The organism is Halobaculum sp. EA56, from assembly GCF_051195075.1.
In the GTDB taxonomy this organism is placed as follows: Archaea; Halobacteriota; Halobacteria; order Halobacteriales; family Haloferacaceae; genus Halobaculum.
Genome location: NZ_JBNTJX010000009.1, coordinates 17,173 through 42,724 on the forward strand (window position 1 = coordinate 17,173; position 25,552 = coordinate 42,724).

Here is a 25,552-nt window from a genome sequence, read left to right on the forward strand (position 1 = left end):
GAGGCATTATTTTATAAATTCTGCGACTGTCGTAGGGGAGTCGGACGGCTATCGCTCGTGGATTGTGGAGTCGATTGTCGGATTCCTCCCACGGCTAAAGCCGTGGGCTTCCTCCTTGTGTCTCTGTGACACAGAGGTCCTCGATCGTCACATCCCGGCCGAGGGCATCGGTGAACGTCCGCATCATCGCTCCCCAGAACGCTTCGAACGTCTCCGGGGGGTCGTCGAATTTGAACGCCCGCGCGACGTGTCTCCGGAGTTCGTCGTCGATTCGGTGGGTCGATGTGTCGGAGTCGCTCATCGCAGGTACTCGTAGGCTGCGTGAACCAGTCGGTCTGTCTCCCACGTTCGTGGGTGGGTTTATTAAGCCACAGCCCGGTCAGCCGCTCTCGGCCAGTCCTGGACGCCGGAGGAGACAAGAATCCGCTACGTCGCGTCGAGAAGGCTGGCGAGCAGGTTCTTCTGTGCCCGCTGGAGGTGTTCTCTGACGGTCGAGGCATCGATTCCGAGCTCCGTCGCGAGGTCGTCAGTCGTTGCCTCCCGGGGGACGTCGAAGTACCCGTGTCCGAACGCGAGCGTGAGGACCTCCCGTTGACGCGCCGTCAACGCGTCGAGTGGGTCGCGTGGCCCCTCGTAGTCGGTGAGCGTCCGGAGGACTGGATTCGCCCCGGTGGAACTGAACTCCTCGACGCGGTCGGATAGCGCGTCCTGTTCCCCGACGAGTGTAATGTCGATGCCCTCCCGGGTTACTTCGAGTTCGTTTTGCGAGGCGTCGGACTCGTGGTGCGGCGCGACTTCGTCCTGCACTGCAGGGACCGCCAGTTTGCAGAGATACGTCGTGTGGTCAGAACTGGTCACCTCTTCCCACCACTCGAGATTCGGGATCGAGGAGAACCTCGCGCCGGAGATGGGTTCGGCGACCTCGATCACGAGCAGACAGCCGGGCCGACCACACTGTAGCTCGCTGACGTTCTCGAGACCCGCCTCTCGAACCGACGTGACGAACTCCTCGATACCCAACGCTTCGAGTTGGTCGATCGGAAGGTGAACGGTCGCTTCGCGCATCGTGTCGACCGTGGGATACCGATCCCGTAAACCCCGACACCGGTACTCCGGCGTACGGACGAGAGTCTCTGATCGCCCCGACTGAGATCGAAGTCCGTGCAGTGGTCAGCGTGTGAACGGCAGCGAGTCTTTCGCGGACTGGACAGCGATCCGACTGAGCATGTGAACCGGCCCGCGTTTGGGGAGGCTTTCGACCACGTCGAGCATGTCAGGCGAGTCGCTGCCGGCCAGTGAGAACGTCCATTCGGATTCTGCCTCGAACCGCTCGAGTGCCTCCGTGACACGCTCTCGGACGGCACTCGGCTCGACGGTCAGGTATTCACCGCGATCCAGTAGGACGGAGCCGTCAACGACGACTGTTTCCACGTCCGCCGGTGCGGCGTGGCCGACGAGCTGGCCGGACACGTTTGTCGAGGGAGTGAACTTTGGCACGTCCCACTCGAGGACGATCAGGTCCGCACGCTTGCCGGGCTCCAGACTGCCGATCTCGTCGTCGACACCGAGCGCTCGCGCGCCCTCGATCGTCAGCATCCGCAACAGCTCCACGGAGTCGAACTGGTTGGCACCGTTCTTCAGGTTGGCTGCGAGCCGCGCTTGCCTCGCCTCCCCGAACAGATTGTAGGAGTCGTGCCAGTAGTGGTCGTCGATCCCCAATCCGACAGCCACACCTGCCGCGCGGAGCTGTGGAACCGGCGTCCACTGCATATCCGGGTCAACATTCCAGTGACAGAAGACGGACGGACAGTGTACGACCGACACGCCGGCCTCGGCGGTCCGTTCGATGTCTTCCTCGTCGGCGACGCGATAGTGTGCTCCCACCAGGCGGTCGTTCAATAGCCCGACCTCATCGAGCAGGTCCAGTGAATCATCACCGCCGCTTGAGCGCGCTACCGTATTGCTCTGCTCCAGTTCCAACAAGTGCGTGTGGATCATGATGTCGGGATACTCTGTCGCAAGATCCGCACACTGTTCCCAGAGATCTCCGGTAACCGACCAGTCGTCGTGCGGACAGAGCGTCGCCCGGATTCGGTCATCGTAGCTCCCGTGGTATTCCTCGGCAAACGACCGGAATCGGTCGACCTGCTCGTCAACCGGATGATCCCAAAAGAGGTCGGAAATACTCGGTCCGAAGAACCCCCGGAGTCCGGTCTCGGCGTAGGCGTCGATACCCGCTCGTGGCCGAGCATCCATCGAATTCACCGTCGTTACGCCGCCGCGAAGGAAATTGAGTGCAGCCAACTCCATGCCCGCCTGTATGAGATAGTCGAGATCGCCGGTCCAGAAGTCGTCATACAGCGCAGTCATCCGGCTCGTCAGCTCCGTGAGATCCATGTCACTGACCGCCCCGAACAACGGCGTCAACTCCAGATGCGTATGCGCGTTCACGAGGCCCGGCATGACGAGCGTTCCGTCGCCGTCGATGACGCGGTCGGCGCCGCAGGTCGGATCTCGCTCGCGCGTGGCCCGTACCTCGGTGATCTCGTTGTCCTCGATCACCACTGTCCCACTTTCGAAGATCCTGTTGTCCTCGTCAACTGTCACGATCACGGCGTCGTGAATCACGAGGTCCGCTTCGTCCCTCGTGCTGCTGGCACCGACGGAGGACTCTTGATCTGTTGGGGACGTCATATCTGATCAAATCCGTTTGTGAGATACGTGACTGTAGAGTGTTTCGGAGCCAGAACTGTGATCTGTCAGTCCAGTCTCTCGGCAGTGAATGCGTTTTCTACTTCGAATCAGTGGTATCACGGGCCATGTGATTCGTTTACCGTCCGAATTTCACAGGGTGGTGGGGTCAGCGTTTTTGCGAACAACTAGAGGGAAGATACGCGTTGTCAAGATGACAGAAATCCGATGAAGTCCAGACAATATCAGAAGCGACTGCCCCGCTGGGATAGCTGGGTCGGGGCCGATGCTAACCAAGTGCCAAGAGCTGTTCAGCACCCACCTCGTTATCCTGCCGGTCGGTCACGAGTGTCACGTACACCGTCTCGGCAGCGACCGCTAGCCCGTCGAGGTGGTCCTCGAATTGCAATCTCCAGAGGACTGTTCCCGAAGACAAGTCGAGCGCCACAAGCGACGTGTGGCCTGGTGCAGTTGTTTCCACGGACCGATCGTGCGCGAGTGCCAGCAGCGTGTCGTTTCCGGCGGCGAGTTCGGTCACCTCCCGGTCAAGTTGCCTCGTCCATTCGATAGTACCCGCGTGTGAAGCGGCCCGGATCCGACGGTCGCCTAACGCGGTCACCACGAGGTTGTCTGTCACCACTGGCGGCGTCGGGCTGCTAACCGGCTCCGGTGTCCCTTCAGTGGGTCTGAGTGGTGGCGCGGCGATTCTCCACCGTTCGTCGCCGGATGCCCTATCGAGCGCACGGAGCTTGCCGCCGGGCTCGCCCTCGTCCGTGGCCGTAACGAAGACGAGATCGTCGGTAACAGCCGGACTGATCGTGATTCGAGTGTCAGTAACGAACGGAGACGGAGGGAATGACCACTTCGTCGCTGCTTGTTCGCTCACATGGGCAGGAGTATCGTCGTCAGGATCTTGCCAGGGCAATTCGATCGGATTCCCAGTCAGGTCCACGGCCTCCGCAGTGAACGACGTCGCGACGTATGCCGTCTGATCGAGAATAGCGGGGGAGCCTCGGGCATCGTGGGGAGAGGCCCACGTTATGTCACCGTTCGCGTCAAGGGCTGAAAAATATCCGCCGTATTGCAGGTAGAGTCGTCCATTGGCGATCGTTCCGCTCGCGGTATTCGCGCCGTGACACGGGGTTCCGTGCCAGGTCTGTTCGCCGTCATCGAGATCGAGACCGAACACGCACTCCGGGCCCGTAATATACGCCCTGTCGGTCCCGAGCGTCGGCGTTGGATATCCCCACGGCTCCGATTGGGATCGCCAGACTACCTTGCCATCGGCGGTCCGGAGTCCGACTGTGTCTCCCTCGGCATTCATGACGACACGGTCGTTCCGAACCATCGGCTCATGGCAGAACTCAAATGATTGCCGCCATCGGACAGCGGGGGTAGAGCGTGGGACTACTGCGTCTGGATTATATCGACTGTTCCGCCTGTCGTATCCGTTCGTCGGCCAGTCATCGGATCCGGAAGCGGCGCTTGGGAGCGGGGTCGCTTGCTGTCCACTTGGGAGTGCCGCGCATCCACTGAGGCTACTGACGACACCGACTATGCCAGTACGGAGCACCGCCCGTCTGGAGGGAGAACGGGAAACCATCACGCGTGCCGGGATTTCGGAATCTAATAAATGCTATTATGAGAAATATATAGAAATGCGTGCTGACAGCACCACAGTTTCGGAGGATGGGCCAGTACCGGGTCACATATCCGCTCATTCAGCGTACTTCTTCCAACTATTTGCTCTATTTCCCCTCATCCAAGACATCCCAATCGAATGTTTGTGGGAAATTGCGTGGATTTGGGTGCTGCTACAGAGCGTCGCCACTCCCAATCGGCGACCCCAGTGGGGAATCGGTCGCTCAGTCAGGCGGAATCAACGCCGAAGCGACGATCTCGACACATTCACCCGCAGTTAGCACGGGTGCGTAGTCCATTTCTCCATCGACGCCCGCTTTCAGCAGAAAGTCCGTGAGTCGCCAGATGTTGTACAGCAGCACGGCGAATATGAAGTAGAACAACCGCACGCGGTAGTCCTTCGATGATGTCTTCGCGAGAAAATCGCCTTTGATGCTCTTGTATTCGTTTTCGATCTGCCAGCGCCGACTGTAGCGCCGACAGAACGTTTCGGCCTCCTCGGGGCCGACTCGGAGATTCGTCGCGAAGACGGTCGTCCCCTCGCCGCTCGTCGAGGGAACGTACAGGAACCGCATTGGGTGTGATCCAGTTTCGACGTGGACGAACGCGGATTCAACAGCGACCGCCTGGTTGTCTTCGTCCATCCGTTTGATTGCCTCGCGTTCGGAGCTGGTGATGCGCTTCGGGATAAGGTAGTTCACGTCAAGGTTCGAGAGCGTCTGGAAGACGCGCATCGAGTCGAACTCCCGGTCGCAGAGCACCGTCTCAATGGGGACGTGCTCTTTCGCCCGGTGGACGAGACGCCGGACAACGCGGTGGATCTGGTTTGACCGGTTGTCATCCCACGCTGAACTCTCGCGCACTGGCTCGACCGCGAGGACGAGCGGGATGTTTTGACCGATGATCGAGAGGGTTGTGAACTTGAACGCTCGGCCCTCGCCGTCTTTCGTCCCGCTTACCATCGGCATCTCTTCGACATCCCCGTAGTAGGGAATAGTCGTGATGTCGATGGCGGCAGTAACAGGCCGCCGGAAGGACGTTTCGGAGGCGATGGCCGAGAGCAAACGATCCGTCGTCTCATTAAATCCATCTACGAGGTCTTCGGGGTCGAATTGTTTGACGGCGCGGAGGTGGGTGTCGCCATGCGGGCCGTACTCTTCCCCTCGCCGATACTGGAACCGGGCTGATCCCTGGGCGGTACCACAGCCGGCCATCCCCATGAACGTCTGTAACTCACAGAATTGTGTGTCCTCGTAGGAGGCGTTCGCGGCCCGGCCGGAGTCAAAGTAGCCGAAGGCGTGATCACGCGCGAGCCGCGTCGTCTGGACAATCTCGTCCTGCGAGAACGAATCAACCTCCACTGAGTCCTCCTCTCCTAGAGGCTCGTCGACGATCTCTGCTTTGGGGCGAACTGCGGGCGCGGGTATGTCGCGATCGTGGACTTCTTTGACGACGAAGTGAGCCGCGGTCTGCACGTACTCCTGAACAGCGTCGTCGAATCGATTCCGCCACGCCCGCGAGAACGCCGATGCGTCGGGCACTCGACTGAAGCCAAAGATCGTGGCCACTTCCGGTTGCCGGGTCAGTCGTCGTGCGAATTCGGCATACGAATCACCCGTAATCTCCATGAAAACGAACCCGAGGACCATCGCCCGAAAGGAGAGCGGAGCAGGATGCCACGCTGGATACCCATCTTCGAGTGTGTCGATTGAGCGTTCCAGATTTTCGAATACGGTGACAATATCGGTCTTGCGGAGGTCGGTTCGGATGTCGATCCCGAACTGATACGCTTCACAGAGAGAGCGCATCCGGGATTCGCTATGAGCAGTCGTATCGTTCACGTAAGCGGATGGAAGGAGCGGATCGATATTAAATGAGGAAACGCATTGAACTCGTACTTTGAGATTATAGAAGTCGAGACCGTTTATTGCAAGGACCAGGTTTGTTAAATAGATCGGTTAGTGCGTCTCTGACTGATGCCGGCGCTCTTCAAGGAACTGTTGCATTTGCTCAAGTGCTTTCTGTGCTTCAATTCGATTTTCGTTCAAATTCGACACCGTTGGATCTGGGAGATCAAGTTCATCGGCAAGCATAATAAGTCGGTCGAGGAGCGTGATCTCGAGTCGTTCGTTGATCATTCCAATGCTGATTACATCCAGATCCCGGAGGTCGTCGTCCTCTACCTCGGCCACGAACTGGTCTTTCTCGGCAAGCAGACCCTCCATAATCGGGCTCCCTTGCTCACGGGGCTCCATATCGAGCACCGCGAAAATTTCCTCGATGCGGTCGATCTGGTCAACCGTGTCGCCTTCGTGGCCACCGAAGATCGCTCGTACCTCTTCGCTCGCAGCAGCATCGGAAAGATCGCTGTGCAGATCGAGGATTTCGATCTCGGCGTGGTAGAGTTTCCGGAGTTCCCGGTCGAATAGCTCGCGTTTCGATGTAATCGACATAACTCACACCCCCTCCAGCTCCTCATCAGAGAGCTGCTCGCGCAGGCACTCCTGAACAACGTCTGTGTCGACAGCACCGCTCTCCATCAGCAGATAGAGACTGCCGGCGGACAAGGGTTCGTCCGACTGAAGCCCCTCGAGGAGTTCTGGAATCCCCACATCCGTCGCATCGATGTCCAGCGAGACCGCGTCGACGAGCAGCCCATCTCGATGCCCGGCGCGACGAAGGGCGGTCGTGAACATCCGCTCCGGAACCGTCCCCTCCGATGTCTGCCCGTCACGCATCAGCGCGGCGATACCAATCGTCCGGAGGAGAAACGCCAGTCCATCACGAACCCCGGCTTGGAGATCCTCGTCCGCGTTTTGCCAGTGTTGTCCCCCATCGGAGATCTCACCAAATATCTCGTGCCACTCTTCATCGTCGAGTTCGTCGAGCAGGATCGAGAAATCGAGCATCGAATTATAGACGCGTTCACGGATGTCGCGTCGGCGCTGATACCGTTGCTGTTTCGCGTGTTGCCCCTCGTAGACCTTTTCCCCGGTCAACCACCGCCGATCTTCGGTGGTGAGCATCGCGTTCTTCCTGCCGGTCATAAAGGCGATGAAGGTGGGAAGCAGAATAAAACCCCGTCAAAGTAAATCGATTCTAATAGACTACTGTGGGAAAACGATTTATCCCCAAGGAACAATGGTGAAGTATGGTGCCAGAAAGCGACCGACCTCCGGTAGAGGGAAATAAGGAAGAAACAGAGGTTCCGATCGGTGACACTCCAGACGCTCTCGCGCAGAGCTACACTATGTGGCGCTGTAGCGAATGTGGAGAGATAGGTGATCTTACAGACAAAGAAGTCCTCCCAGAGCAGTGTCCGGACTGTAACGCATCGAAGGAAGCGTTATTCTACAGAGAAGAGGACTGACTCGACCGTCTTTTCTGTAGAATGGACGTCAAACTCCGGATGGGTACCGTCGCCGACGCCGGCCTCTCGCCAAACAGCACACCGACCCTGTTTGACCCTCCGAAGCTCGGCCAGAACCCCGAAATACCAGCGCTGATCTGGTCGCTCTTATCGTTTACTACGGTCTATCAACGACAGTCAATCGGTGTATCGGACGAAAAGGTTCACAAATAGCACTATCTCACTGGGAACGATGGAAGAGGAGCACCGGGTAGAAAAAGACCAATCAGATGGGTTGTCGGTATCGATGCCGACGCTCCGGGAGGCGACGTGGACCTGGGCGCGGGTTGCAGCATCCAGCTTCGGGGGACCGGCCGGCCAGATTGCGGTCATGTTCCGGTACGTCGTCGAGGAACGCGGCTGGGTGAGCGAGCGACGCTTCCTTCACGCCCTCAACTACACGATGTTGTTGCCCGGGCCGGAAGCCCAGCAGTTGTCCGTCTATCTCGGCTGGCTTCTCAATGGGACCAGAGGGGGGCTCATCGCTGGGTGGTTGTTCGTCCTCCCCGGCTTTCTCTCGATCCTCGCACTGAGTATCCTCTACGTTACCTACCGGGAACTCACGGTCGTGACGGGCCTGCTCTTCGGTCTCAAGGCCGCCGTGCTCGTGATCGTGTTCGCGGCCGTCCTCAGTCTGAGCCGGCAAGTGTTCGAAAACCGGGCGATGGTCCTGCTCGCCGTCGCTGCGTTCATCGGCATGTACGTCTTCAATGTCTCGTTCCCCATCATCGTCATCGGCGCAGGGCTGATCGGGTATCTCGGCTACCGACTCGCTCCGGACACGTTCACCGTGATGACCGGGCACGACGCGGACGCCACCACAGCAGTCATCTCCGATGCGCCAGCCGACGGCCGTCCATCCAGACGGCAGGCGTTGGTGACGCTAGCCACCTGGCTGGTCGTCTGGTTCGGGCCGCTTCTCGTACTCGGTGCCCTCCTCGGCCGCAGCAGCGTCCTCGTTCAGGAAGGACTGTTCTTCAGTCTCGTCGCGGCGGTGTCGTTCGGCGGAGCGTACGCGGCGCTCGCGTACGTTGCCCAAGAGGCGGTCCTCACCTACGAGTGGCTGCTGCCCGGCGAGATGCTGGATGGTCTCGGATTCGCAGGGACGACACCGGGGCCGCTCATCCAGGTTGTCCAGTTCGTCGGGTTCATGGGGGCCTACCGGAATCCAGGTACCCTGGATCCGTTGGTCGCCGGTATCGCAGGCTCGGTCGTCGTTACGTGGGTGACCTTCGTTCCGAGCTTTCTGTGGATCTTTGTTGGCGCCCCGTACATCGAATACCTTCGTGGTCGAACATCTATCACGGCGGCATTATCGGCGGTCACCGCCGCCGTCGTCGGCGTCATCGTGAACCTCGGCCTCTGGTTCGCCGTCCAGACACTCTTCGATTCAACTATTCTCGTCGACAGCTACGGAATGCAGCTGCTCCTTCCGATCGTAACATCGGTCAATCTTCCGGCGCTCGGGATCGCGGGACTCGCTGGAGTCCTCCACCTTCGATTCAACCAGAGTGTCCTTCGGACGATCGGGGTGGGTATCGTCGCAGGTATCGTCTACGAACTACTGGTCGCTCTCTGACCCCCTGCCGAGCGACCCGTCGAAACTGGCACAGGAACAGAGAGGTTTATTGTCCAATAAACGATTCCGGGGCGTTCTCGTAGAGTTCCCACATCGTGACTGCTGCGTCTCGGACGTCGTCAGCCCGCGGATGGGACTCGTCGATGAGGTCGTTCCAAGTGAGCAATCCCGGGAACACGAGGGGCAGCGTGTACGTTTCGATACGGTCCCAGTCAGGTGTGGCGCCGGTGAACTCCGTCGCAACGAGTTCGGTCGGCCCGGCCGTATACTGGTCGCCGGCGTAGTCGGGTTCGGCCCCGAGTCCGAGCTTGTAGGGGTACCCGACCCAGTGCCAGCGCTGTCCGGCGCCGTGGTGGACGGCCGGCGTCCAGGTGTAGACCCCGCCCGGTTCCAGCTGTGTCGTATCCAGCGGATGGTCTGTCTGTAGGTCGCGCCACATCTCGACGACCCACTCGCCATCATCCCAGACCCCACTCGCCTTCCAGTCCGCCGCGCTCCCCACAGGGTCGCGGAGCGGCCGGCGTGGAATCATCGCTCCTTCCCACTCCGCGACGGTCGGGTCGAACGGCACGGCGTCCTCCATCTCCAGTGCGTACGTGCCCTCCTGCTGATCGGGGAACGTCCCGTCACGAATCTCGTGGTAATCGAGTGCTCCACCCTCCACGACCGCAGGGTCCCACATGAGCTCGGGGCCGTCCTCGGGATCCCACTCCTGAGTTGTGTACGTGTTGTGGCCCTGGTCGCTGTGGCGATAGTCGAGGACGTGGTGGTCCGTGCCGAATCCCTTGGGATTGCTCCGGTGGGCCCGCCACATCGGGAGGTCGAGGAACACGCCCTCTCGCTTGAGACGTTCGAGCTCCGTTTGCGATTTCATTTCCCGCCAGTCGTTTTCCCACCACTCGCCATCGCAGGCTTGCGGAATGTACTTCCGGATATCTGTCTTGTCGAGGCCATCCGGGCCGAAATGCTCGTGCGCCTGTACCTCGGGTTCCGGAACCTCGCTGGGCAACGACCGCATTCCGTCGTGGACAGTCAACCAACCGCCGAACTCCTCGAAGCCCCTGACTGAGCCGTCGTCGAGCAGAAAACTCACGCGGTCCTCGTAGAACCCAGTGTGCTCTGGGTTCTCGGTAGCGGTCACCCACGGCGACGGATCCGCAAACTGCCGCCACTCTCCGTCCTGATACACCAGCATGTCGTGGATCCACCCGCCGGGGTGGGGCTGATCCCAGCGGAATCGGAAGTAGATGCGGTCCGAACTGAAGGCGATCTGTGTATCCAAGTGTTTCAACGTCTCCGCTGGCAGCCAATCCTCAGTCATCGTGGACGGCCCCCGGAATCGCAGACCATCGAGGTATAGTCACGGGTTGGTGGCTAGGTTTCTGGTTCATGGGTGTGGACACACTCGGTAAATCTGTTTGAGTTAGCCGTCCATAAGAATCTATATACCTGGGCGTTCACGTTGTGAGTATGATGAGCGGGTTCCCCATTCGAACAACAGGCAGTATTCCAGGAAACGTACGTTTGCGGTGGACCGAATCACATGACCAAACACGGCATACTCGCAAGAACCTATGAGTCAGGAACAGGTTTCCGTCGACGTAGAGGAAACGGGCCCACTGGACACCTTCCGGCAGTTCTTCGCCCTCGAGCGAGACGTACTGGTACTGTCGCTGGCGATGTTCGCGTTCAGCCTCGGCTTCCAGATGACCAGTCGATTCATCCCCGAGTACATCGTCGCACTCGGAGCGTCCGGATTCGTTGTCGGTCTTTTCGGGACTGTCAGCAATATCGTCTCGGCAGTGTTCCCGTATCCCGGTGGCGCTATCTCGGACCGCATCGGCTCGCGATACGCGCTCACGCTGTTCGGGTTGATTTCGACTCTGGGCTTCGGCGTCTGGTTGGTCGCACCGAACCTCGGCGTGATCACGATTGCCAGTGTGACGATCCCACCCTGGATCTGGATCTTCGTCGGGTTGCTGCTCGCGCAAGGCTGGAAGTCATTCGGGTTGGGCGCAACGTTCGCCGTCGTCAAGCAGGCGACCGATCCCTCCAGGCTGGCTGCTGGCTTCGCCAGCACTGAGACGTTCCGCCGGACAGCCTTCCTCATCGGTCCGGTACTCGCGGCCGTCCTCATCGGCTTCCACCCGGACTTCACGGTGAGTTTCCAGTACGTCCTCGCCGTCGCCGTCGTCTTCGGAATCATCGGGACAGTCGCTCAGCACGTCCTCTACGACGCCAGCGAGGACACCATCGGCGACTCCTTCGAGGGGGTGGCACAGATTCGGGCAGACCTCCGCGAGATGCCGTCGGCGCTCCGGCCGCTGCTCGTCGGTGACACGCTCGTCCGGTTCGCCAACGGGATGGTGTACGTCTTCTTCGTGCTGGTGATCACCCAGTTCTACCAGGTTGGCTTCGAGACGACCGTCTCACTGGCTGGCTTCTCATATGCGATCGATCTTTCGCCGGAGGCGTTCTTCGGGTACCTGCTCGGCGTCGAGATGTTGATTGCCCTCCTCTCGATGGCGCCAGCCGCGAAAGTCGCCGAGCGAGTCGGCCTCAAGCCCGTCGTCGCGCTTGGGTTCGCAGTCTACGCCCTTTTCCCAACCGTACTCATCAGTGGGCCAGAGGTTCTCACGTCGGTGATGCCTCTCTCGTGGGCGATGATCCTCATCTTCGCGTTCTCCGGGCTTCGCTTCGCTGGTTTACCCTCGCACAAGGCATTGATCGTCGGACCTGCCGAGGCCGACGCCGGCGGCCGCGTGACGGGTACCTACTACCTCCTCCGGAACACGGTCGTTATTCCGAGTGCCGCTCTTGGTGGCTATCTGTGGGAATTCGTGAATCCGGAGATCGCGTTCACTATCGCGGCCGTGATCGGTGTCATCGGGACGGGCTACTTCCTCGCATTCGGGGAAGAGTTTGAGGCGTACGTATGAGCGAATCACAAAACACATACAACAACCACCGGAGGTGTCGGTAGTGCGCCGCCCTCCGTTGTCTCTGGCATGGCTCCTTCGTGGGAGCTTGGCCCTTCTCATCATCGCGTCGTTCGGAGCAAGCACAGCCCTCACAGCGACCTACGAACCCCCTGAGATTCAGGCTGGAACCGTCGAGGATGCAGCAAACGGAACCACGTATGTTGCCGTCCAAGGTTTCCATTTCCAAGGCGAAGGGGCGAAAAAGAAGCCAGCCCGGCTCGTCGCAGCTGGCCCCCAGGCGCAACCAGAGTGGATATACAACGGCTCGAAACGTGGCGTTAGCTGGTTCTATAACACCGATCCACTTCCGAACGGGAACCTACTCGTGGTGAATACTGCACCTGGAAAGACGCTAGTCTACGAGCTGAATCCCGAAACCAAAGAGCGCGTTTGGCAACAGAATTTCAGTATCGAAGACACGCATGACGTGGACCTAATCAACGGCGATCAACTGCTCGTCGCCAACATGCGCGAGTACGAGAACGGGACGAGCAACGACCGGGTGTTCATCTACGACCTCTCCGAAGACCGCATCGTCTGGGAGTGGTACTTCAAAAATCACTATCCGAACGGGACCGACGGCGGAATGAGCGAGGACTGGACACACGTGAACGACGTCGACAAAATCGGAGACGGCGAATACCTGGTCTCCCCACGGAACTTCGATCAGGTCATCGTCGTCAATCGGTCGACCAAGAACATCACGATGCGACTCGGCGCCGACCAGAAGTACTCGGTCCTGAACGAACAGCACGACCCCCAATACCTCGAGTCGAAAAACGGCACGCCGACAATCCTCGTTGCAGACAGCGAAAACGACAGGGTCGTCGAGTATAGCTGTGTCAACCGGACTGATTCGGGAGCGTGTAACTGGCAGCAGATCTGGACAGTGGGTGATGACCAACTGAACTGGCCGCGTGATGCGGACCGACTCCCGAACGGGAATACACTCATCGTCGATTCGCTGGGCCACCGCGTGATCGAAGTGACACCAACGGGTGAGATCGTCTGGGAAGTGTACACGCCGTGGGCACCCTTCGATGCCGAGCGCGCCGCCTACGGAAACGAAGCCGGCGGCCCGACGATGCTCGACCAGAACGTCTCCGGCTCGTACCAACTCTCCGGAAGCGCCGGTGAGACGCCGGGAACAGGCACGGGAACGGCGACGTTCCCCGAGTGGCTCAAAACGACGTTCGGCGGAACGCCGCTCGAATCGCTCACTTCGGAGATCGCCGAGACGTGGGAGGGTGTCTCCCAGTGGATCAAACCGGTCTGGATGGCTCCGTGGAGTCTCGTCTACCTCGTCTTTGGGGCCGTACTTCTGCTTCCATGGATCATCATAGAGGCGGTTATCAATCGGCAGCGGATTTCGGCCAAGGCCCGACAGACTGGCGCACGCGTTCGCCGCCTGAATTCATCATAATATGGAACATGACATCGTACCCCGTCAATGGCTCGGGTCGGGATCTCGGCGGAGTCGGCTCCTCATCGTGCTGATCCTCCTGTCTGCCGCCCTCGGAGGGCAAGCAGTGTTAGCAGATACATCCGAAACCGTCGCACAGTCCGGAGACACCTATCCCGGAGCGACACTCATCAGCGTCCAGGATTACAAGTACGACGGCCGACTCATCGAGGTCAGTCAGAACGGGACCGTCAACTGGGAGTTCGACCCCCCGAACTCGCGGGTCTTCGACGCAGAATACCTCGAGAACGGAAACGTACTCGTCGCGGTTGCTACGAAGACAGCTCCTGAAAACTGTCCACCAGACCAGCTCAACCAGATCGAGGACGAATGCGTTCACAACCGTGTCCTCGAGCTTGACGGGGATGCACTCCAACACAACGAAACCCAGATCGTCTGGCGATACACCTGGTACGACGAATTCGTCCAACACCACGAGGTCCACGATGTGGACCGCCTCGACAGCGGGGAAACAGCGATCATCGACATGGGGAACAACCGAGCGTTCACCGTCGCACAGAATGGGTCGATTACCTGGAACTGGAACGGGACAAAGCGACTGGGCGAAGGGTCAGAGTTCGACCAGCAATACGGGAGTCCCGAGCGACAGGGGCCCGAAAGCGACTGGACCCATATGAACGATATCGACCAGTTACCAAACGGGAACTTCCAGCTCTCGATCCGGAATTTCGACGTGATCGTCGAGGTGAATCCCGAGACCAATCGAATCGTCGATGTCATCGGCCAGCCGGGGAATCACAGCTTCCTCTACGAGCAGCACAATCCGCATCGCCTGACGGAATGGGGGACGGTCCTCGTTGCCGACAGCGAAAACGACCGAGTCGTCGAGTATGATCTCGAGAGCGGAACCGCAGTCTGGACGTATGGCGGTGACGACATCCTCCAGTGGCCGCGTGATGCGGATCGGCTGCCGAACGGCAACACGCTGATTGCCGATTCCCTTCACAATCGCGTCATCGAGGTGAATGCAGCAGGAGAGATCGTCTGGGAGTACTCGGGTGTCCAGCTCCCGTATGCTGTAGACCGAAAAGGCGTTCCCGAGGAACGTGGAGAAACCGTGCCTGGCTGGCAGCTAGAAGGGCGGACGGAGAACGCGAACGCAGCTGTTGGCTTCGTCCGCCAGGTCGAGGGATGGGCGTCATACGTATTCCCAGTCTGGATGAAGCTTCCAGAACTCCTCTCGCTCGTCGGGATCGGGGTGACTACTGTGGCGCTCGTGGTTGATTTCACCTGGCCGTTGGTTTCCCGAAGGCACCGGTCAGACGAAAATTGAAGCGCGACTGGCCAGCGTCCCACAATACGGTGTGACCCGGTTCCGGTCATCCATCCGTTCTGTTCGGTCGCCACCCGCGCAGATAGGCAACACAGACTCCACCAGCGATCGCGCCAAACGGGAGCGAGAGGGTTCGTACGAGGAGGACAGCTGCTGTCGCACTAACGCTCGGGGCGCCAGTAACGAGGACCAGTGCTCCACCCAACAGCAGGTCGTATGCCCCGAGGCTCCCCGGAATCGGGACGACGCTAGCAACCTGTGGGAGCGGGATGATGACCAGAATTGGGAGAAACACACTGTTGCCACCCAATCCTGAGAGGGCGATCCAGAGCGCAGTGGCCGTCAAGAGCTGTTCAACGAGTCCTCCCACTGCAATAAGGACTAGTAGTCCGGGTGTCTCTCGGAAGTCGACGATGCGTTGCCAATACCGATCGACAGCATCCGCGACGATCGCACGGTCATATGGTTGGTCGCGGTAGAGGCCAGAAACCCGTGTGACAACCGGTGTAAGCCCTGCGACGAGACCAGTCGAGAGATATGTTCGCGACCGAAGAATGACGCCACCAAGAACTACGAGGCCAGTAATCGAGACTCCCAGTGTGAGTAGAACTGGTGTTACTTCGGGGGAACCAGCGAGAATGAACAGTCCGGCGAGACCGGAGAAGATAACCTGTGATCCTGATTTTACGTATTTCGCGGTCGAACGGACCCCGAGTGCATCCGAATACCCAGTCCCCGTCGCGACGCTGAAAAATCGTGCCATAATCGGCTCCGAACTGACCGGTCCGGCTGGACTGAGTATATCGAAGAAGTCTCCTGCGAGTGCAAATTGAACGCTCTCCGGCCCGGAGAGTCCGTCGCCCAGCGGTTCAATTGAGGCCCACACACCAATTGCGTCCGCCAACCCCTCCAGAATTACGAGGAGGAGGACGACTCCGACCACCCACGGGCTGACAGCGATCACTCGATTGAGTACCGTCTCTGCACCGACTGTGTAGAGATATCCCCCCAAAATGAGACCGCCCATACCGACACCAACAATAAATCGAACCGCTCGTCGCACAGGTTATATGCTCCTCTGAGCAGTAATTGAGTGATTCAGAGTCGATTCCATATAGTGTACTGATTGCACGTGCTGGTTGACGAGAAGCTAGTTCTGATTAAAGCACATTCGCATTTGTCGACACCTTCGCGATACCGAACCCGACAGTGACAACCGACTGCGCAAGGAGAACAGCGAACGGTATCCGGAGATCACGTTTGAAGAGCAGTCCCATTACGTCTCCGTACTGGGGTCTCCGTCTGTCTCCGTTGCCTCCAGCTCATCGAAGAAGGCAGTGACGCGACGTTCGATCTCGTCACGCTGTCCGCGCATCTCGTCGACGTCGTCACCGCCGGGATGTTCAAGGTCCCACTGCTGGCTCTGACCGGTCCAATCAGGCGGTCGGAACTCATCCACTGAACACCCCATCGTGACGACGGAATCAACGTCCTCGATATCGTCGGGCGTGATCTTCCTGGGCGTTCGGTCGCTGATATCGATATCACGCTCTTGCATCGCGTCGATGACCGCTTGATGGACGTGATCGGCCGGGTCCGTTCCACCGGTCACGATGTCGATATCGAGTCCTCGTTCACTACGTTCCCGCTCTGCAAACGCCGTCGCCATCTGGCTCCGGCCCGCGTTCCCCTTACAGACAAATGCGATCCGATCAACAGACATACTCCCAGTTAGACTGCTCGCAGTAAATAGATTCTCATAGGGCGTATACTCCAACAAATATACGACTAATGATCGTCGGCTGAATGCAATCGAGACTCTCCCCCCCCCCTCCTGTGTGGATCCTGATTTCCTATCCGGTTCTTCTATTTTATTAATATTTTATATTGAAAGTAAGGTACGCATCAAATCCATCCTCCGAAGTTGTGCAGCACTGTTCATACTGACATCCTCCCACGGCTAAAGCCGTGGGGTTCCCCCACTGGGGGTTGAACCCACGGATACGGAGAGGTTCGCAGGTTCGTCGTCGCGTGGGACGATGACCTGCGTTTCGGGCCGTGCCAGTACGGCCCCCGCCTCGGACAGCGGTTTCGAGAACTTGCCCAAGGCTCGTTTGCCGATATTCAGCGCACCGTTCTTGTCGGCGTTGTCGTCCAACCCACACTCGGGACACTCGAAGCGGCCCTGCGTCTCACGGACGCCCTCACAGGCACACCGATTGCAGGTCTTCGACGTGTCGTATTCTTCGACCAACTGCACCTCGATGCCCGCGTCGTGGGCCTTGTACTCGATGTAGTTGAGCAGGCTGGCGAACGGCATCTTGTGGGTCTTGTCGTTGACGTACCGTCCTTTGTCGTTGTCCGTGCGAATCCCGCCAAGGTCGCCCACAACGATGACCGCGTTCCGTTCTTCGGCGTCTCCCACGATTTGCCGAGCAATCTTGTGGAGGCGGTCGTCAACCTTCCGCGCCTCAGCGTCACCGATACACTCGACTACCTGCTGTCCCTGTCGGGGTTTCGCCTTCCCGATGGACTTGCGGAGTTGCTTGTAGTGTTCGCGGATACGGCGCACTTCCTTGCCGTAGAACGTGGTCTTGCGGTCGGAGAGGAACGCGCAGGTAGCGACCCACCGTGCGCCCATGTCGATGGCCAGTACGTCGTCGTACTCGTCTTGGACGGTCACAGACCGCTTCACGACGAGATGGACGTACCAGTCACCGTCACGGCGCACCAGTTCGCTGTCCCGAATATCGCCCTCACGGACGAGTTGTTCGTCTTTGTGTGGGACGTGGGCGGGGCACCAGATGGAGTTGCCCCGTCCACGCTCGGGGTCGTAGACGGGAACTTTCACCCACCACGACGAGAGAACGGTGTCCTCGTCGTAGGTCACGTCGAACACGTCGTTGCGGAGGACGACAGGCTGTTCGGTGTCGGGGTTCGGGTCTTTCTGTCGCTGGACTTTCGACGCCTGCTGGTCAGTCGCGGAGTAGAGGTTGGCGTCTCCGCCGTGAACCTCGGTCTGGAACGCCTCGTACTCACGGGCGAGCAGGTCAGCCTTCCTGTTGGTCAGCGAGTGGAGTTTGACCCGCACCGTGGTTGAGACGTTCCGTTGCATCATTATTCACCTGCTTGGGCGTCGATGTACTCCTCGATGACTTCGCTGGATACGTCGCCCGCACTTGAGACGAAGTACGAGCGCGTCCACAGCGACGGCAGACCGAAGTCGAACTCGTCCCGAAGTCGGCGCGAGGAGTAGCCCTTGACCTGTTGCATTATCTTGTTCGGGGCGAGCGTCGGGTCGCCCGTGATGAACAAGTGTACGTGGTCGGGGCGAATCGCCAACTCCAGTATCTCTAACCCGAGTTCGTCGGCCTTCTCCTCGATGAGTGCTTCGAGACGGTCGCGCACTTCGCCCTCAAGCACCGATTTGCGGTACTTCGGGCACCAGATGAAGTGGTACTGGAGTTTGTGGATGTTGGTACGTTCCCTGTCGAACCCACGAGGCATCGTCAGTATATAGAGTATCCTCACCTAAAGATGTTACACAAGTATCTAACCCCAGCCGTGGCTACGAGCGTAGATAGATTCCCAGTTGTCGGCTTCATCCCACCCGTAAACGGGTGGGCTTTCGCCTCGCTACCGCTGTAAACTCTCAATCGGAAGACACGGGGTCGCTTCCCGCTGATACGGACGGTTCCACGCCCACCACCGGCAAACCCGGTGGGGAGTACGTGGTTCGGATTCGTTCGCCGTCCTCACAGTACCCCTACCCGTCACTGGAGACGGTCGGCAACGACCGCGCAAACGAGGGGGCGACAGCATACCAAAACACGCCCCGTTCGCGGTTGCACTCCGCATTCGTCGGCGGAGTACGGTCGATGGCACGACCCGTGTCCGCCCACGTTCCAACCGTGGGTGGTTGCCCGGTATTCGGACGCCTCGGTTCAGGCGGTATCGGGTACGGCACAAGCGGATACCGCGTCCGCCTCGGACGCCGAATACGCCATACCCTCGTTTCGAGGGCCGACGTGTAGCGCACGAACCCGGTACCCTCCAGCGGGAGGAGAAGTTGCCTTCGGGGTAGCGTTGGACGGCCCGACGCCCCACGAAGGAATCCTCGCGCTTTAGCGCGGGGAGGATGTCAATGATACCGAGGTCGATACCCGCTGTGTTGTCGCCCGGTGCGTCTTCGACTGGAATTTCCTTCTTGCAGACGAGGTGGAGTTCCCACTCGTCACCGTTCCAGACGCCACGCACCTGCTGGATGGTCTCAACCTCTACGTCAGGGCGGGTTTCGTACTCGGCGAGGATGAAGTCAGACAGACTCTCTTTCAGGTTGAAGCCTTTCGAGAGGCGAAGTTGGCCGTGTTTGTCGTCGTGCTTGATGGCCCGTTTCTTCCACGTCACAGTAGAGCGTGGGTGTCGGTCGCCACGTTTCCGGTAGCCCGGTGGGTTGTTTCCGTCGGCGGAGTTGTACCAGCCGGTGAACGCTTCAGCAAGTTCTTCGAGAACTCGCTGACTTGACTGAGAATGCAGGTCACTGTAGCGTTCGTGGTCTTTCAACGCCGATTTCAGGTCGGCTTCCTCGGGTATCTCACCGTCGTCGTCCCACCGTTCTTGGATGTAGTAGCGTCCGACGTTCCACAGTTTCGAGGCGGAGAACCCGCACTGGTCGAGATCGTCACGAACCTGTTCGTGGTTCGTGATGCGTGCGACGTACGTGCGGGTCGTCTCCAGCATCGTACTGCGCTCATAACTCATTATGAGTATTTGAGTATCAAAACAAACGACCGAAAGTACAATATCCGGTTAGAGTGCCATCGAGGGAGTGCAGGTCAGAGTGTCGGATTCATCCCGCGCCTGAAGGCGCGGGTATTCTCCTTGTTCTCTATAAGTCACCTGTATCGACCATTACCGGGTCAGAAATATCGACTTCTGGGTGTTTCAGGAGAGCCAACGGGACGCGAACGACGAGAACTGAGCCGGGCGGGGGAGGGAGCGGTTACTCCCGGCCGGCCATCCGGCGCGCGACCGCGAGGAGGTCGCCGTGGGCGGCGCCGTTCGACGCGACGAGCCCCCGGCTGTCGGGACGCCAGTTCTCGCCCGCCAGATCGGTGACGACGCCGCCGGCGGCCCGGACCGCGTGGACGCCGGCGACGCTGTCCCAGGGAGGCGTCCGGCGCGGCGTCACGACCCCGTCGAGCGCGCCCGCGGCGACGCGCCCGAGGGCTAGCTGGAGGCTGCCGACCCGTCGGATCTCTCCGAAACGTTCGAGGGCGGCCGCGACGCCGGCGGCGTACGCCGCCCGCTCGCCGAACGGGGGGACGACCGCGCAGGCGACCGCGAACGTCGCGGGGTCCCGGCGGTCGCTGACGGCGACGGGCGTCCCGTTGCGGCTGACGGCGCCGTCGACGACGAGGGAGCGCTCGTCGACGGCCGGGGCCGCGACCGCGGCCGCGAGGGGTTCCCCATCTTCGACGAGCGCGACCGCCGTCGCCCAGGCGGGCAGCCCGCGGACGAAGTTGTACGTCCCGTCGATGGGGTCGATCACCCACGCCGTGCCCTCGGCGGGGAGCGTCTTCGGCGCGTCGCCCTCCTCGGCGACGACCGCGTCCTCGGGGAACCGCTCGCGGACGGACTCGAGGCAGGCGCGCTGCGCCTCGCGGTCGGCGACGGTCACGACCGACCCCGCGTCGACCGCGGCGCCGTCACCCTTGACCTCCGCGTCGAGGCCGGTCCGGAAGCGGTCGACCGCCGCGGCCGCCCCCGCCTCGGCGACGCGCTCGACGTGCGCGGGGCGTCCGTCGGCGTCGCCGTCGACGTCGTCGTCTGGCCCGGCCGCCGTCACGACTCGGACCCTCGCGAGGCGGCGGCTGCCTCGGCCGGGTCCGCCACGCCCTCGCCGGCGCCCTCCGAGTGGTAGAGCGCCTCGCCGGTCTCCGGGTCGAAGAGGTGGAGCCGGTCCGGGTCGCACTCGACGTGGACGGTCTCGCCGGGCTCGAACTCCTCCCGGGGGTTCTCGCTGCGAACGCGAACGTCCCGGTCGCCGACGCTCCCGAGGATCAGCAGCTCGTCGCCGAGGTTCTCGGTGACCGACACCTCGATGTCGAACGAGTACTCCGTGGGCGCGTCGACGGGCGTGGCGTCCTCCGGGCGGACGCCGAAGTTCGCCGGCTCGCCGACGACCGGCTCCAGCGACGGCTTCGCCGGCAACGGTACCTCGAAGTCACGGTGGACCGCGACGTACTCGCCGTCGCGCCGCCCGCGCTCGACCGCCACCGGGACGACGTTCATCGACGGGCTGCCGATGAACTCCGCGACGAACTGGTTGTCCGGGTAGTCGTACAGCCGCTGGGGCGGGTCGACCTGCATGATCTCCCCGCCCGCCATGACGACGACCCGGTCGGCCAGCGTCATCGCCTCCTCCTGGTCGTGGGTCACGTAGACGGTCGTCGTCCCGAGTTCGCGGTGGAGCTCCTGCAGTTCGGCGCGCATCTGCACGCGGAGCTTCGCGTCGAGGTTCGACAGCGGCTCGTCCATGAGGAACACGTCGGGATCTCGAACCAACGTGCGGCCGATGGCGACCCGCTGTTGCTCGCCCCCGGACAACTCCGAGGGCTTGCGGTCCAGCAGGTCCTCGATGTCGAGCGTCCGGGCCGCCTCATCGACCCGACGGTCGATCTCGTCGCCGTCGAAGTCGTTCGAGGACGTGATCCCGAACGTGATGTTCCGACGCGCGGTCATGTGCGGGAACAGCGCGTAGTCCTGGAACACCATCGAGACGCCGCGCTGTGCGGCGTCCAGGTCGGTCACGTCCCGGTCGCCGATGCGGACGCGGCCCGCCGAGACGGTCTCCAGCCCGGAGATGAGCCGCAGGGTGGTGCTCTTGCCGCACCCCGACGGCCCGACGAGGACGACGAACTCCCCGTCGCGTAGTTCGATGGTCAGTCCCTCGACCGCCGTGACGTCGTCGAAGCGCTTCGTGACGTCCTGTAGTTCGATGCGTGCCATGGTTACAGTTCGAGCCCCATCGTGGTGAGGAGGTTCTTGCGCAGCGCGAGCAGCAACACCAGCATCGGGATCAGCGAGATCACCGCGCCGGTCATCATCAGGTTGTACTGGGTGAGCGTCCCCTGCTGGGCCGACTGCAGGAACCGCAGGCCCACCTGGATCATCTGTCTGTCGCGGGTGTTGATCGCGATCAGCGGCCAGAGGTACGCGTTCCACGTGCTGACGAAGAGGATGACGCTCAGCCCCGAGGTCATGCCCTTCGTCATCGGGATCAACACCCCGCGGAGGAACGTGAGCGGGCCGACGCCGTCGAGGCGACAGGTCTCGACCAGTTCCACCGGGATCGACTTGAAGTGCTGGCGATACAGGAACACGCCCGTCGCCGTCGCGAGGAACGGGACCGTCACGCCGAGCCACGTGTCGTGCCAGCCGAGCGTCACGACGAGTTCGTACAGCGGGACGACCCGGATGATGAACGGCACCATCAGCGTCAGCAGGATGAAGAAGAACGCGAGCTGTTTCCCGCGGAAGTCGTAGAAGACGATCGCCATCGCGGCCAGAAGCGACAGGGCGATCCCCCCGAGGGTCGTGACGCCAGCGATGAACAGCGTGTTCAGCGTCAGCCGGAGGAACCCGAACTCGAACAACACCTCCCGGTAGTTCGAGATCATGACGTCGAGGCCGCCGGGGCGGACGTAGTTCAGGTCGTACACCTGGGCCGTCGTCTGTGTGGTCAACAGCAGCGCCAGCCCGATCGGCGCGACCAGCACGAGGCTCGTGGTCAGCAGCGCGAGGTGTGACCCGGGGTGGTCGGCGAGGTCGTCGAGCCAGTGGCGCAGCCGCCGGCCCGTCTCGCTGCGCATCTGCCCCACGTCGAACGTGTCTTCGGTTGCCATGCGTTATCCCCCGTAGTGTATCCGCCGGTCCGAGACCAGGATCTGTCCCACCGCGAGCACGACCGCGATGAGGAAGAGGAACACCGACTGGACGGCCGCGAGGCCGATGTCGAAGTTCTCGAACCCGGTCCGGTACAGCTGGTAGATCATCAGGTTGGTCGCCCCCAGCGGCCCGCCGTTGGTCGCCAGATCGACGATCGCGAAGCCGCCGAAGAACCCCCCGAGCGTGTTCAACACCAGCAGGAACAGCAGCGTCGGCGCGATCATCGGCAGGTACACCCGGAGCAGCATCCGCCACTTCGGAACCCCGTCGAGGCGCGCCGTCTCGGTGAGCGTCTCGGGGATGTTGTGGAACGCCGCGAGCAGGAAGATGGTGTCGAACCCGAGGGTGTACCACAGCGTCCCGATCGCGACCAGCCAGAACGCCTGCGTCCCGTTGACGGTGTAGTCCCAGTTCAGTCCGGTGAGGGCTTCCACCGGGGCGGTGATCATCCCGATCGACGGGTGCAGGAGGATCAGAAGGACGGTCCCGGCGACCGCTCCCGGCATGGCGTACGGCCAGATGGTCGCGACCATGTAGGCGGTCTTGCCGCGCTCGACGGTGTATATCCAGAAGGAAACGAGGATCGAGACGACGAGCGTCCCGACGACGGTGACGGCCGCGAACTTCAGCGTCACGAGGACGCTGTTGTGGTACTCCTCCCACGCCAGAACCTCGACGTACTGGTCGAGGCCGACGAACGTCCCGCCCTGGCCGAAGAACTGCGTCTCGTAGAGGCTGAGCCAGACTGTCCGGCCGGCCGGCCAGTAGAGGAACAGCCCGAAGATGGCCAGCGTGGGGAGCAGCCAGAGGATCGCCTGTGGCGTGCTGTCGTATGCTTCTCTGCTTGTCATGTGATGGGTCTGTGGAATCCGTGTGGTCGGTCGAGCGGGCGTTCCGGCCGCCGGGGCGGGCGGGGTCGACCCGCCCGGGTCCCGGTTCGGCGAGGCGCTATCGGTTGTCCTGGAGGATCCCGTCGATCGCCTCCTTCTGACTCGACAGCGCCTCGTCGACGGGCGTCCCCTGACGTATCTTCGTCCAGGTGTCCATGAGGTCCTGGTTGATCTTGGGTAGCTGCGGGACGATGCTCATCCGGGTCGTCGGCCCCGTCTCGCTCTCCTCCAGCGAGCGGAAGCCGGCGGTCCAGGCCGGCCGCTCCTCGAAGAACCCCTCCTCCTCGAGAAGCTGCCGGGAGTCGGCGTTGATCGGGAAGTACCCCGTCCGCTTGAACCACTCCGCCTGCGGCTCGGGGCTCGTGATCCAGTCGAAGAACTCGACGATGGCCTCCCGCTCGGCGTCGGATTTGACCGCCTGCCGCGGGACGAACAGCGACCCGCCGCCGATCCGGTTGCCGAAGCGGTCCTCGGTCGGGCTGAACAGGGGTGCGGCACCGAGTTCGAACGGCTGGCTCGCCTCCTCGGCGATCGTCGCCGTCCGGCCGAGCCCGGCCGTCGACCCCAGCGTGATCCCGACCTTCCAGCTCTGCATCGCGGCCCCGGAGGCGTCGCCCCATCCCTGCTGGGTGGGCATGTACAGTCCGTCGTCGAGCATCCCCTTCCACCAGCTGTAGATGGTCCGGGCGGGCTCCCGGTCGAAGTAGATCTCTGACGGGCCCTTCTGTGGCGCCGCCCTGCCGTTCTGCTCGTTGTACATGAACGAGTCGTTCCAGCCGTGCCACTGGCCGACGAACCACCGGACGTTCGCCCAGGCACAGCCGTGTTCGGCCTGCGTCTCCGAGACGAGCTGCTCGGAGACCTGCCGCACCTCGGCGAACGTCCGCGGCGGCGAGTCGGGGTCCAGCCCCGCCTCCTCGAACATGTCCCGGTTGTAGTTCATGATCGCCGTCGAGTTGTTCATCGGCATCGAGAAGAACTTGTCAGACCCCGGGAATTTGAAGTAGTCCGTGAGCGGCGAGATGAACCGATCCTCGAAGTCGATCCGGTCCCCCAGCAGGTCGCTGGCCGGGATGAACTGGTCGGAGGCGATCGCGGCGACGCCGTCGCCGGTCGAGAAGTGCCCGATGTGGGGGGCGTTCCCCGCGTTGATCGCCGACATCGTCGCCTGGAACGTCGGGGTGTACCCGCCCTTCGAGGTGAGCTCGACGGTGATCCCGTTGTCCCGGCCGTTGAACTCCGAGACGATGTCTTCGAGGTGCCCCCCGAGCACGTCCCCGAAGATGTGCCAGAACTGGAGCGTAGTCTCCCCGCCTCCCCCCGTCGTTCCCGCGGTCGATCCACCCCCGCTCGATCCGCCGTTCCCCGAGCCGCCGCCCCCGGACCCGCCGGAGGCCGCACACCCCGCGAGCCCCGCGACCCCGGTCGCACCCGCGGTCGCGACGAACGCCCGTCGCGTCGCCATCGATCCGGCCCGTCCGCCGCCGTCGTTGTCTGTCATGGCTACGGGCGATCGTCCGGAAACCCGGATAGTGATGGTTGCTATGAGGTGTTCGGGCCCGTCGGACCCCGTTCGGAGACTACGGATACCGCCGGTCGAACGGGGATCGCTCTGACCGCCCCGGCGTGCTACGGAGCACGCTGTACCGCTACCG

Annotated in this window: 23 protein-coding genes and 1 pseudogene; 6 read left to right on the forward strand and 18 right to left on the reverse strand. The window is 61.4% G+C overall.

The features are described from left to right. Positions 1-94 precede the first annotated feature (94 nt). From ACQUQ1_RS14705 to ACQUQ1_RS14735, 7 genes are all read right to left on the reverse strand, one after another. On the reverse strand, positions 95-301 hold the full coding sequence (locus ACQUQ1_RS14705; protein ID WP_435065065.1) for a hypothetical protein: 207 nt from the start codon (positions 299-301) through the stop codon (positions 95-97). Between the two features lie 125 nt (positions 302-426). Next, positions 427-1,065, reverse strand: coding sequence for a helix-turn-helix domain-containing protein (locus tag ACQUQ1_RS14710; protein ID WP_435065066.1), 639 nt, complete (start codon positions 1,063-1,065; stop codon positions 427-429). A gap of 105 nt (positions 1,066-1,170) precedes the next feature. Then, positions 1,171-2,694 (reverse strand): amidohydrolase family protein, encoded by a 1,524-nt coding sequence (locus ACQUQ1_RS14715; protein ID WP_435065067.1) that lies wholly within the window; start codon positions 2,692-2,694, stop codon positions 1,171-1,173. A gap of 286 nt (positions 2,695-2,980) precedes the next feature. Next, on the reverse strand, positions 2,981-4,039 hold the full coding sequence (locus ACQUQ1_RS14720; RefSeq protein ID WP_435065068.1) for a PQQ-binding-like beta-propeller repeat protein: 1,059 nt from the start codon (positions 4,037-4,039) through the stop codon (positions 2,981-2,983). Between the two features lie 517 nt (positions 4,040-4,556). Continuing rightward, positions 4,557-6,140 (reverse strand): transposase, encoded by a 1,584-nt coding sequence (locus ACQUQ1_RS14725; protein WP_435065203.1) that lies wholly within the window; start codon positions 6,138-6,140, stop codon positions 4,557-4,559. A 150-nt stretch (positions 6,141-6,290) separates the two neighbouring features. Continuing rightward, positions 6,291-6,785, reverse strand: coding sequence for a DUF892 family protein (locus ACQUQ1_RS14730; RefSeq protein WP_435065069.1), 495 nt, complete (start codon positions 6,783-6,785; stop codon positions 6,291-6,293). A 3-nt stretch (positions 6,786-6,788) separates the two neighbouring features. Then, a complete protein-coding gene (locus ACQUQ1_RS14735; RefSeq protein ID WP_435065070.1) occupies positions 6,789-7,379 on the reverse strand; it encodes a hypothetical protein in 591 nt (196 codons plus the stop codon). A gap of 104 nt (positions 7,380-7,483) precedes the next feature. Here ACQUQ1_RS14735 and ACQUQ1_RS14740 point away from each other — a divergent pair, with 104 nt between their 5' ends. Genes ACQUQ1_RS14740 through chrA form a run of 3 tightly spaced genes read left to right on the forward strand, consistent with a single transcriptional unit; the run spans position 7,484 to position 9,320 of the window. Then, positions 7,484-7,702: a DUF7130 family rubredoxin-like protein gene (locus tag ACQUQ1_RS14740; RefSeq protein ID WP_435065071.1), complete on the forward strand. Its 219-nt coding sequence runs from the start codon at positions 7,484-7,486 to the stop codon at positions 7,700-7,702. Positions 7,703-7,723: 21 nt separating this feature from the next. Next, on the forward strand, positions 7,724-7,915 hold the full coding sequence (locus ACQUQ1_RS14745) for a hypothetical protein (RefSeq protein ID WP_435065072.1): 192 nt from the start codon (positions 7,724-7,726) through the stop codon (positions 7,913-7,915). A 19-nt stretch (positions 7,916-7,934) separates the two neighbouring features. After that, positions 7,935-9,320, forward strand: coding sequence for a chromate efflux transporter (gene chrA, locus ACQUQ1_RS14750; RefSeq protein WP_435065073.1), 1,386 nt, complete (start codon positions 7,935-7,937; stop codon positions 9,318-9,320). Between the two features lie 46 nt (positions 9,321-9,366). Here chrA and ACQUQ1_RS14755 read toward each other — a convergent pair whose 3' ends face one another. Then, positions 9,367-10,641 (reverse strand): ethylbenzene dehydrogenase-related protein, encoded by a 1,275-nt coding sequence (locus ACQUQ1_RS14755; RefSeq protein WP_435065074.1) that lies wholly within the window; start codon positions 10,639-10,641, stop codon positions 9,367-9,369. 253 nt (positions 10,642-10,894) lie between these two features. Between ACQUQ1_RS14755 and ACQUQ1_RS14760 the strand changes: the two genes are divergently transcribed. The 3 genes from ACQUQ1_RS14760 to ACQUQ1_RS14770 all read left to right on the forward strand — a co-directional run bounded on the left by ACQUQ1_RS14760 (position 10,895) and on the right by ACQUQ1_RS14770 (position 15,057). Further along, positions 10,895-12,259, forward strand: coding sequence for an MFS transporter (locus ACQUQ1_RS14760; protein ID WP_435065075.1), 1,365 nt, complete (start codon positions 10,895-10,897; stop codon positions 12,257-12,259). 88 nt (positions 12,260-12,347) lie between these two features. Then, on the forward strand, positions 12,348-13,724 hold the full coding sequence (locus ACQUQ1_RS14765; RefSeq protein ID WP_435065076.1) for an arylsulfotransferase family protein: 1,377 nt from the start codon (positions 12,348-12,350) through the stop codon (positions 13,722-13,724). Between the two features lie 67 nt (positions 13,725-13,791). Continuing rightward, positions 13,792-15,057, forward strand: a complete 1,266-nt coding sequence (locus ACQUQ1_RS14770; protein ID WP_435065077.1) for an aryl-sulfate sulfotransferase — start codon at positions 13,792-13,794, stop codon at positions 15,055-15,057. Positions 15,058-15,103: 46 nt separating this feature from the next. Here the strand turns inward: ACQUQ1_RS14770 and ACQUQ1_RS14775 are convergent, their stop codons facing one another. The 10 genes and pseudogenes from ACQUQ1_RS14775 to ACQUQ1_RS14820 all read right to left on the reverse strand — a co-directional run bounded on the left by ACQUQ1_RS14775 (position 15,104) and on the right by ACQUQ1_RS14820 (position 25,398). After that, positions 15,104-16,120 carry a lysylphosphatidylglycerol synthase transmembrane domain-containing protein gene (locus tag ACQUQ1_RS14775; protein WP_435065078.1) on the reverse strand — a complete coding sequence of 339 codons (1,017 nt, stop codon included), beginning with the start codon at positions 16,118-16,120 and terminating at the stop codon, positions 15,104-15,106. Positions 16,121-16,333: 213 nt separating this feature from the next. Further along, the gene (locus tag ACQUQ1_RS14780; protein WP_435065079.1) at positions 16,334-16,780 is read right to left on the reverse strand and encodes a low molecular weight phosphatase family protein; all 447 of its coding nucleotides are present in this window, start codon (positions 16,778-16,780) and stop codon (positions 16,334-16,336) included. Positions 16,781-17,017: 237 nt separating this feature from the next. Next, on the reverse strand, positions 17,018-18,172 hold the full coding sequence (locus ACQUQ1_RS14785; RefSeq protein WP_435065080.1) for an RNA-guided endonuclease InsQ/TnpB family protein: 1,155 nt from the start codon (positions 18,170-18,172) through the stop codon (positions 17,018-17,020). Positions 18,173-18,174: 2 nt separating this feature from the next. After that, positions 18,175-18,564: an IS200/IS605 family transposase gene (gene tnpA / locus ACQUQ1_RS14790; RefSeq protein WP_435065081.1), complete on the reverse strand. Its 390-nt coding sequence runs from the start codon at positions 18,562-18,564 to the stop codon at positions 18,175-18,177. Between the two features lie 627 nt (positions 18,565-19,191). Then, positions 19,192-19,797 (reverse strand): annotated as a pseudogene (locus tag ACQUQ1_RS14795) (RNA-guided endonuclease TnpB family protein); the annotation flags it as partial. A 262-nt stretch (positions 19,798-20,059) separates the two neighbouring features. Further along, positions 20,060-20,905 (reverse strand): inositol monophosphatase family protein, encoded by an 846-nt coding sequence (locus ACQUQ1_RS14800; RefSeq protein ID WP_435065082.1) that lies wholly within the window; start codon positions 20,903-20,905, stop codon positions 20,060-20,062. Beyond that, positions 20,902-22,068, reverse strand: coding sequence for an ABC transporter ATP-binding protein (locus ACQUQ1_RS14805; RefSeq protein ID WP_435065083.1), 1,167 nt, complete (start codon positions 22,066-22,068; stop codon positions 20,902-20,904). Before ACQUQ1_RS14805 ends, ACQUQ1_RS14800 begins: the two co-directional genes overlap by 4 nt. Before the next feature lie 2 nt (positions 22,069-22,070). Further along, positions 22,071-22,964, reverse strand: coding sequence for a carbohydrate ABC transporter permease (locus ACQUQ1_RS14810; RefSeq protein WP_435065084.1), 894 nt, complete (start codon positions 22,962-22,964; stop codon positions 22,071-22,073). Between the two features lie 3 nt (positions 22,965-22,967). After that, positions 22,968-23,858, reverse strand: a complete 891-nt coding sequence (locus ACQUQ1_RS14815) for a carbohydrate ABC transporter permease (RefSeq protein ID WP_435065085.1) — start codon at positions 23,856-23,858, stop codon at positions 22,968-22,970. 97 nt (positions 23,859-23,955) lie between these two features. Further along, a complete protein-coding gene (locus ACQUQ1_RS14820; protein ID WP_435065086.1) occupies positions 23,956-25,398 on the reverse strand; it encodes an extracellular solute-binding protein in 1,443 nt (480 codons plus the stop codon). Positions 25,399-25,552: the final 154 nt, after the last annotated feature.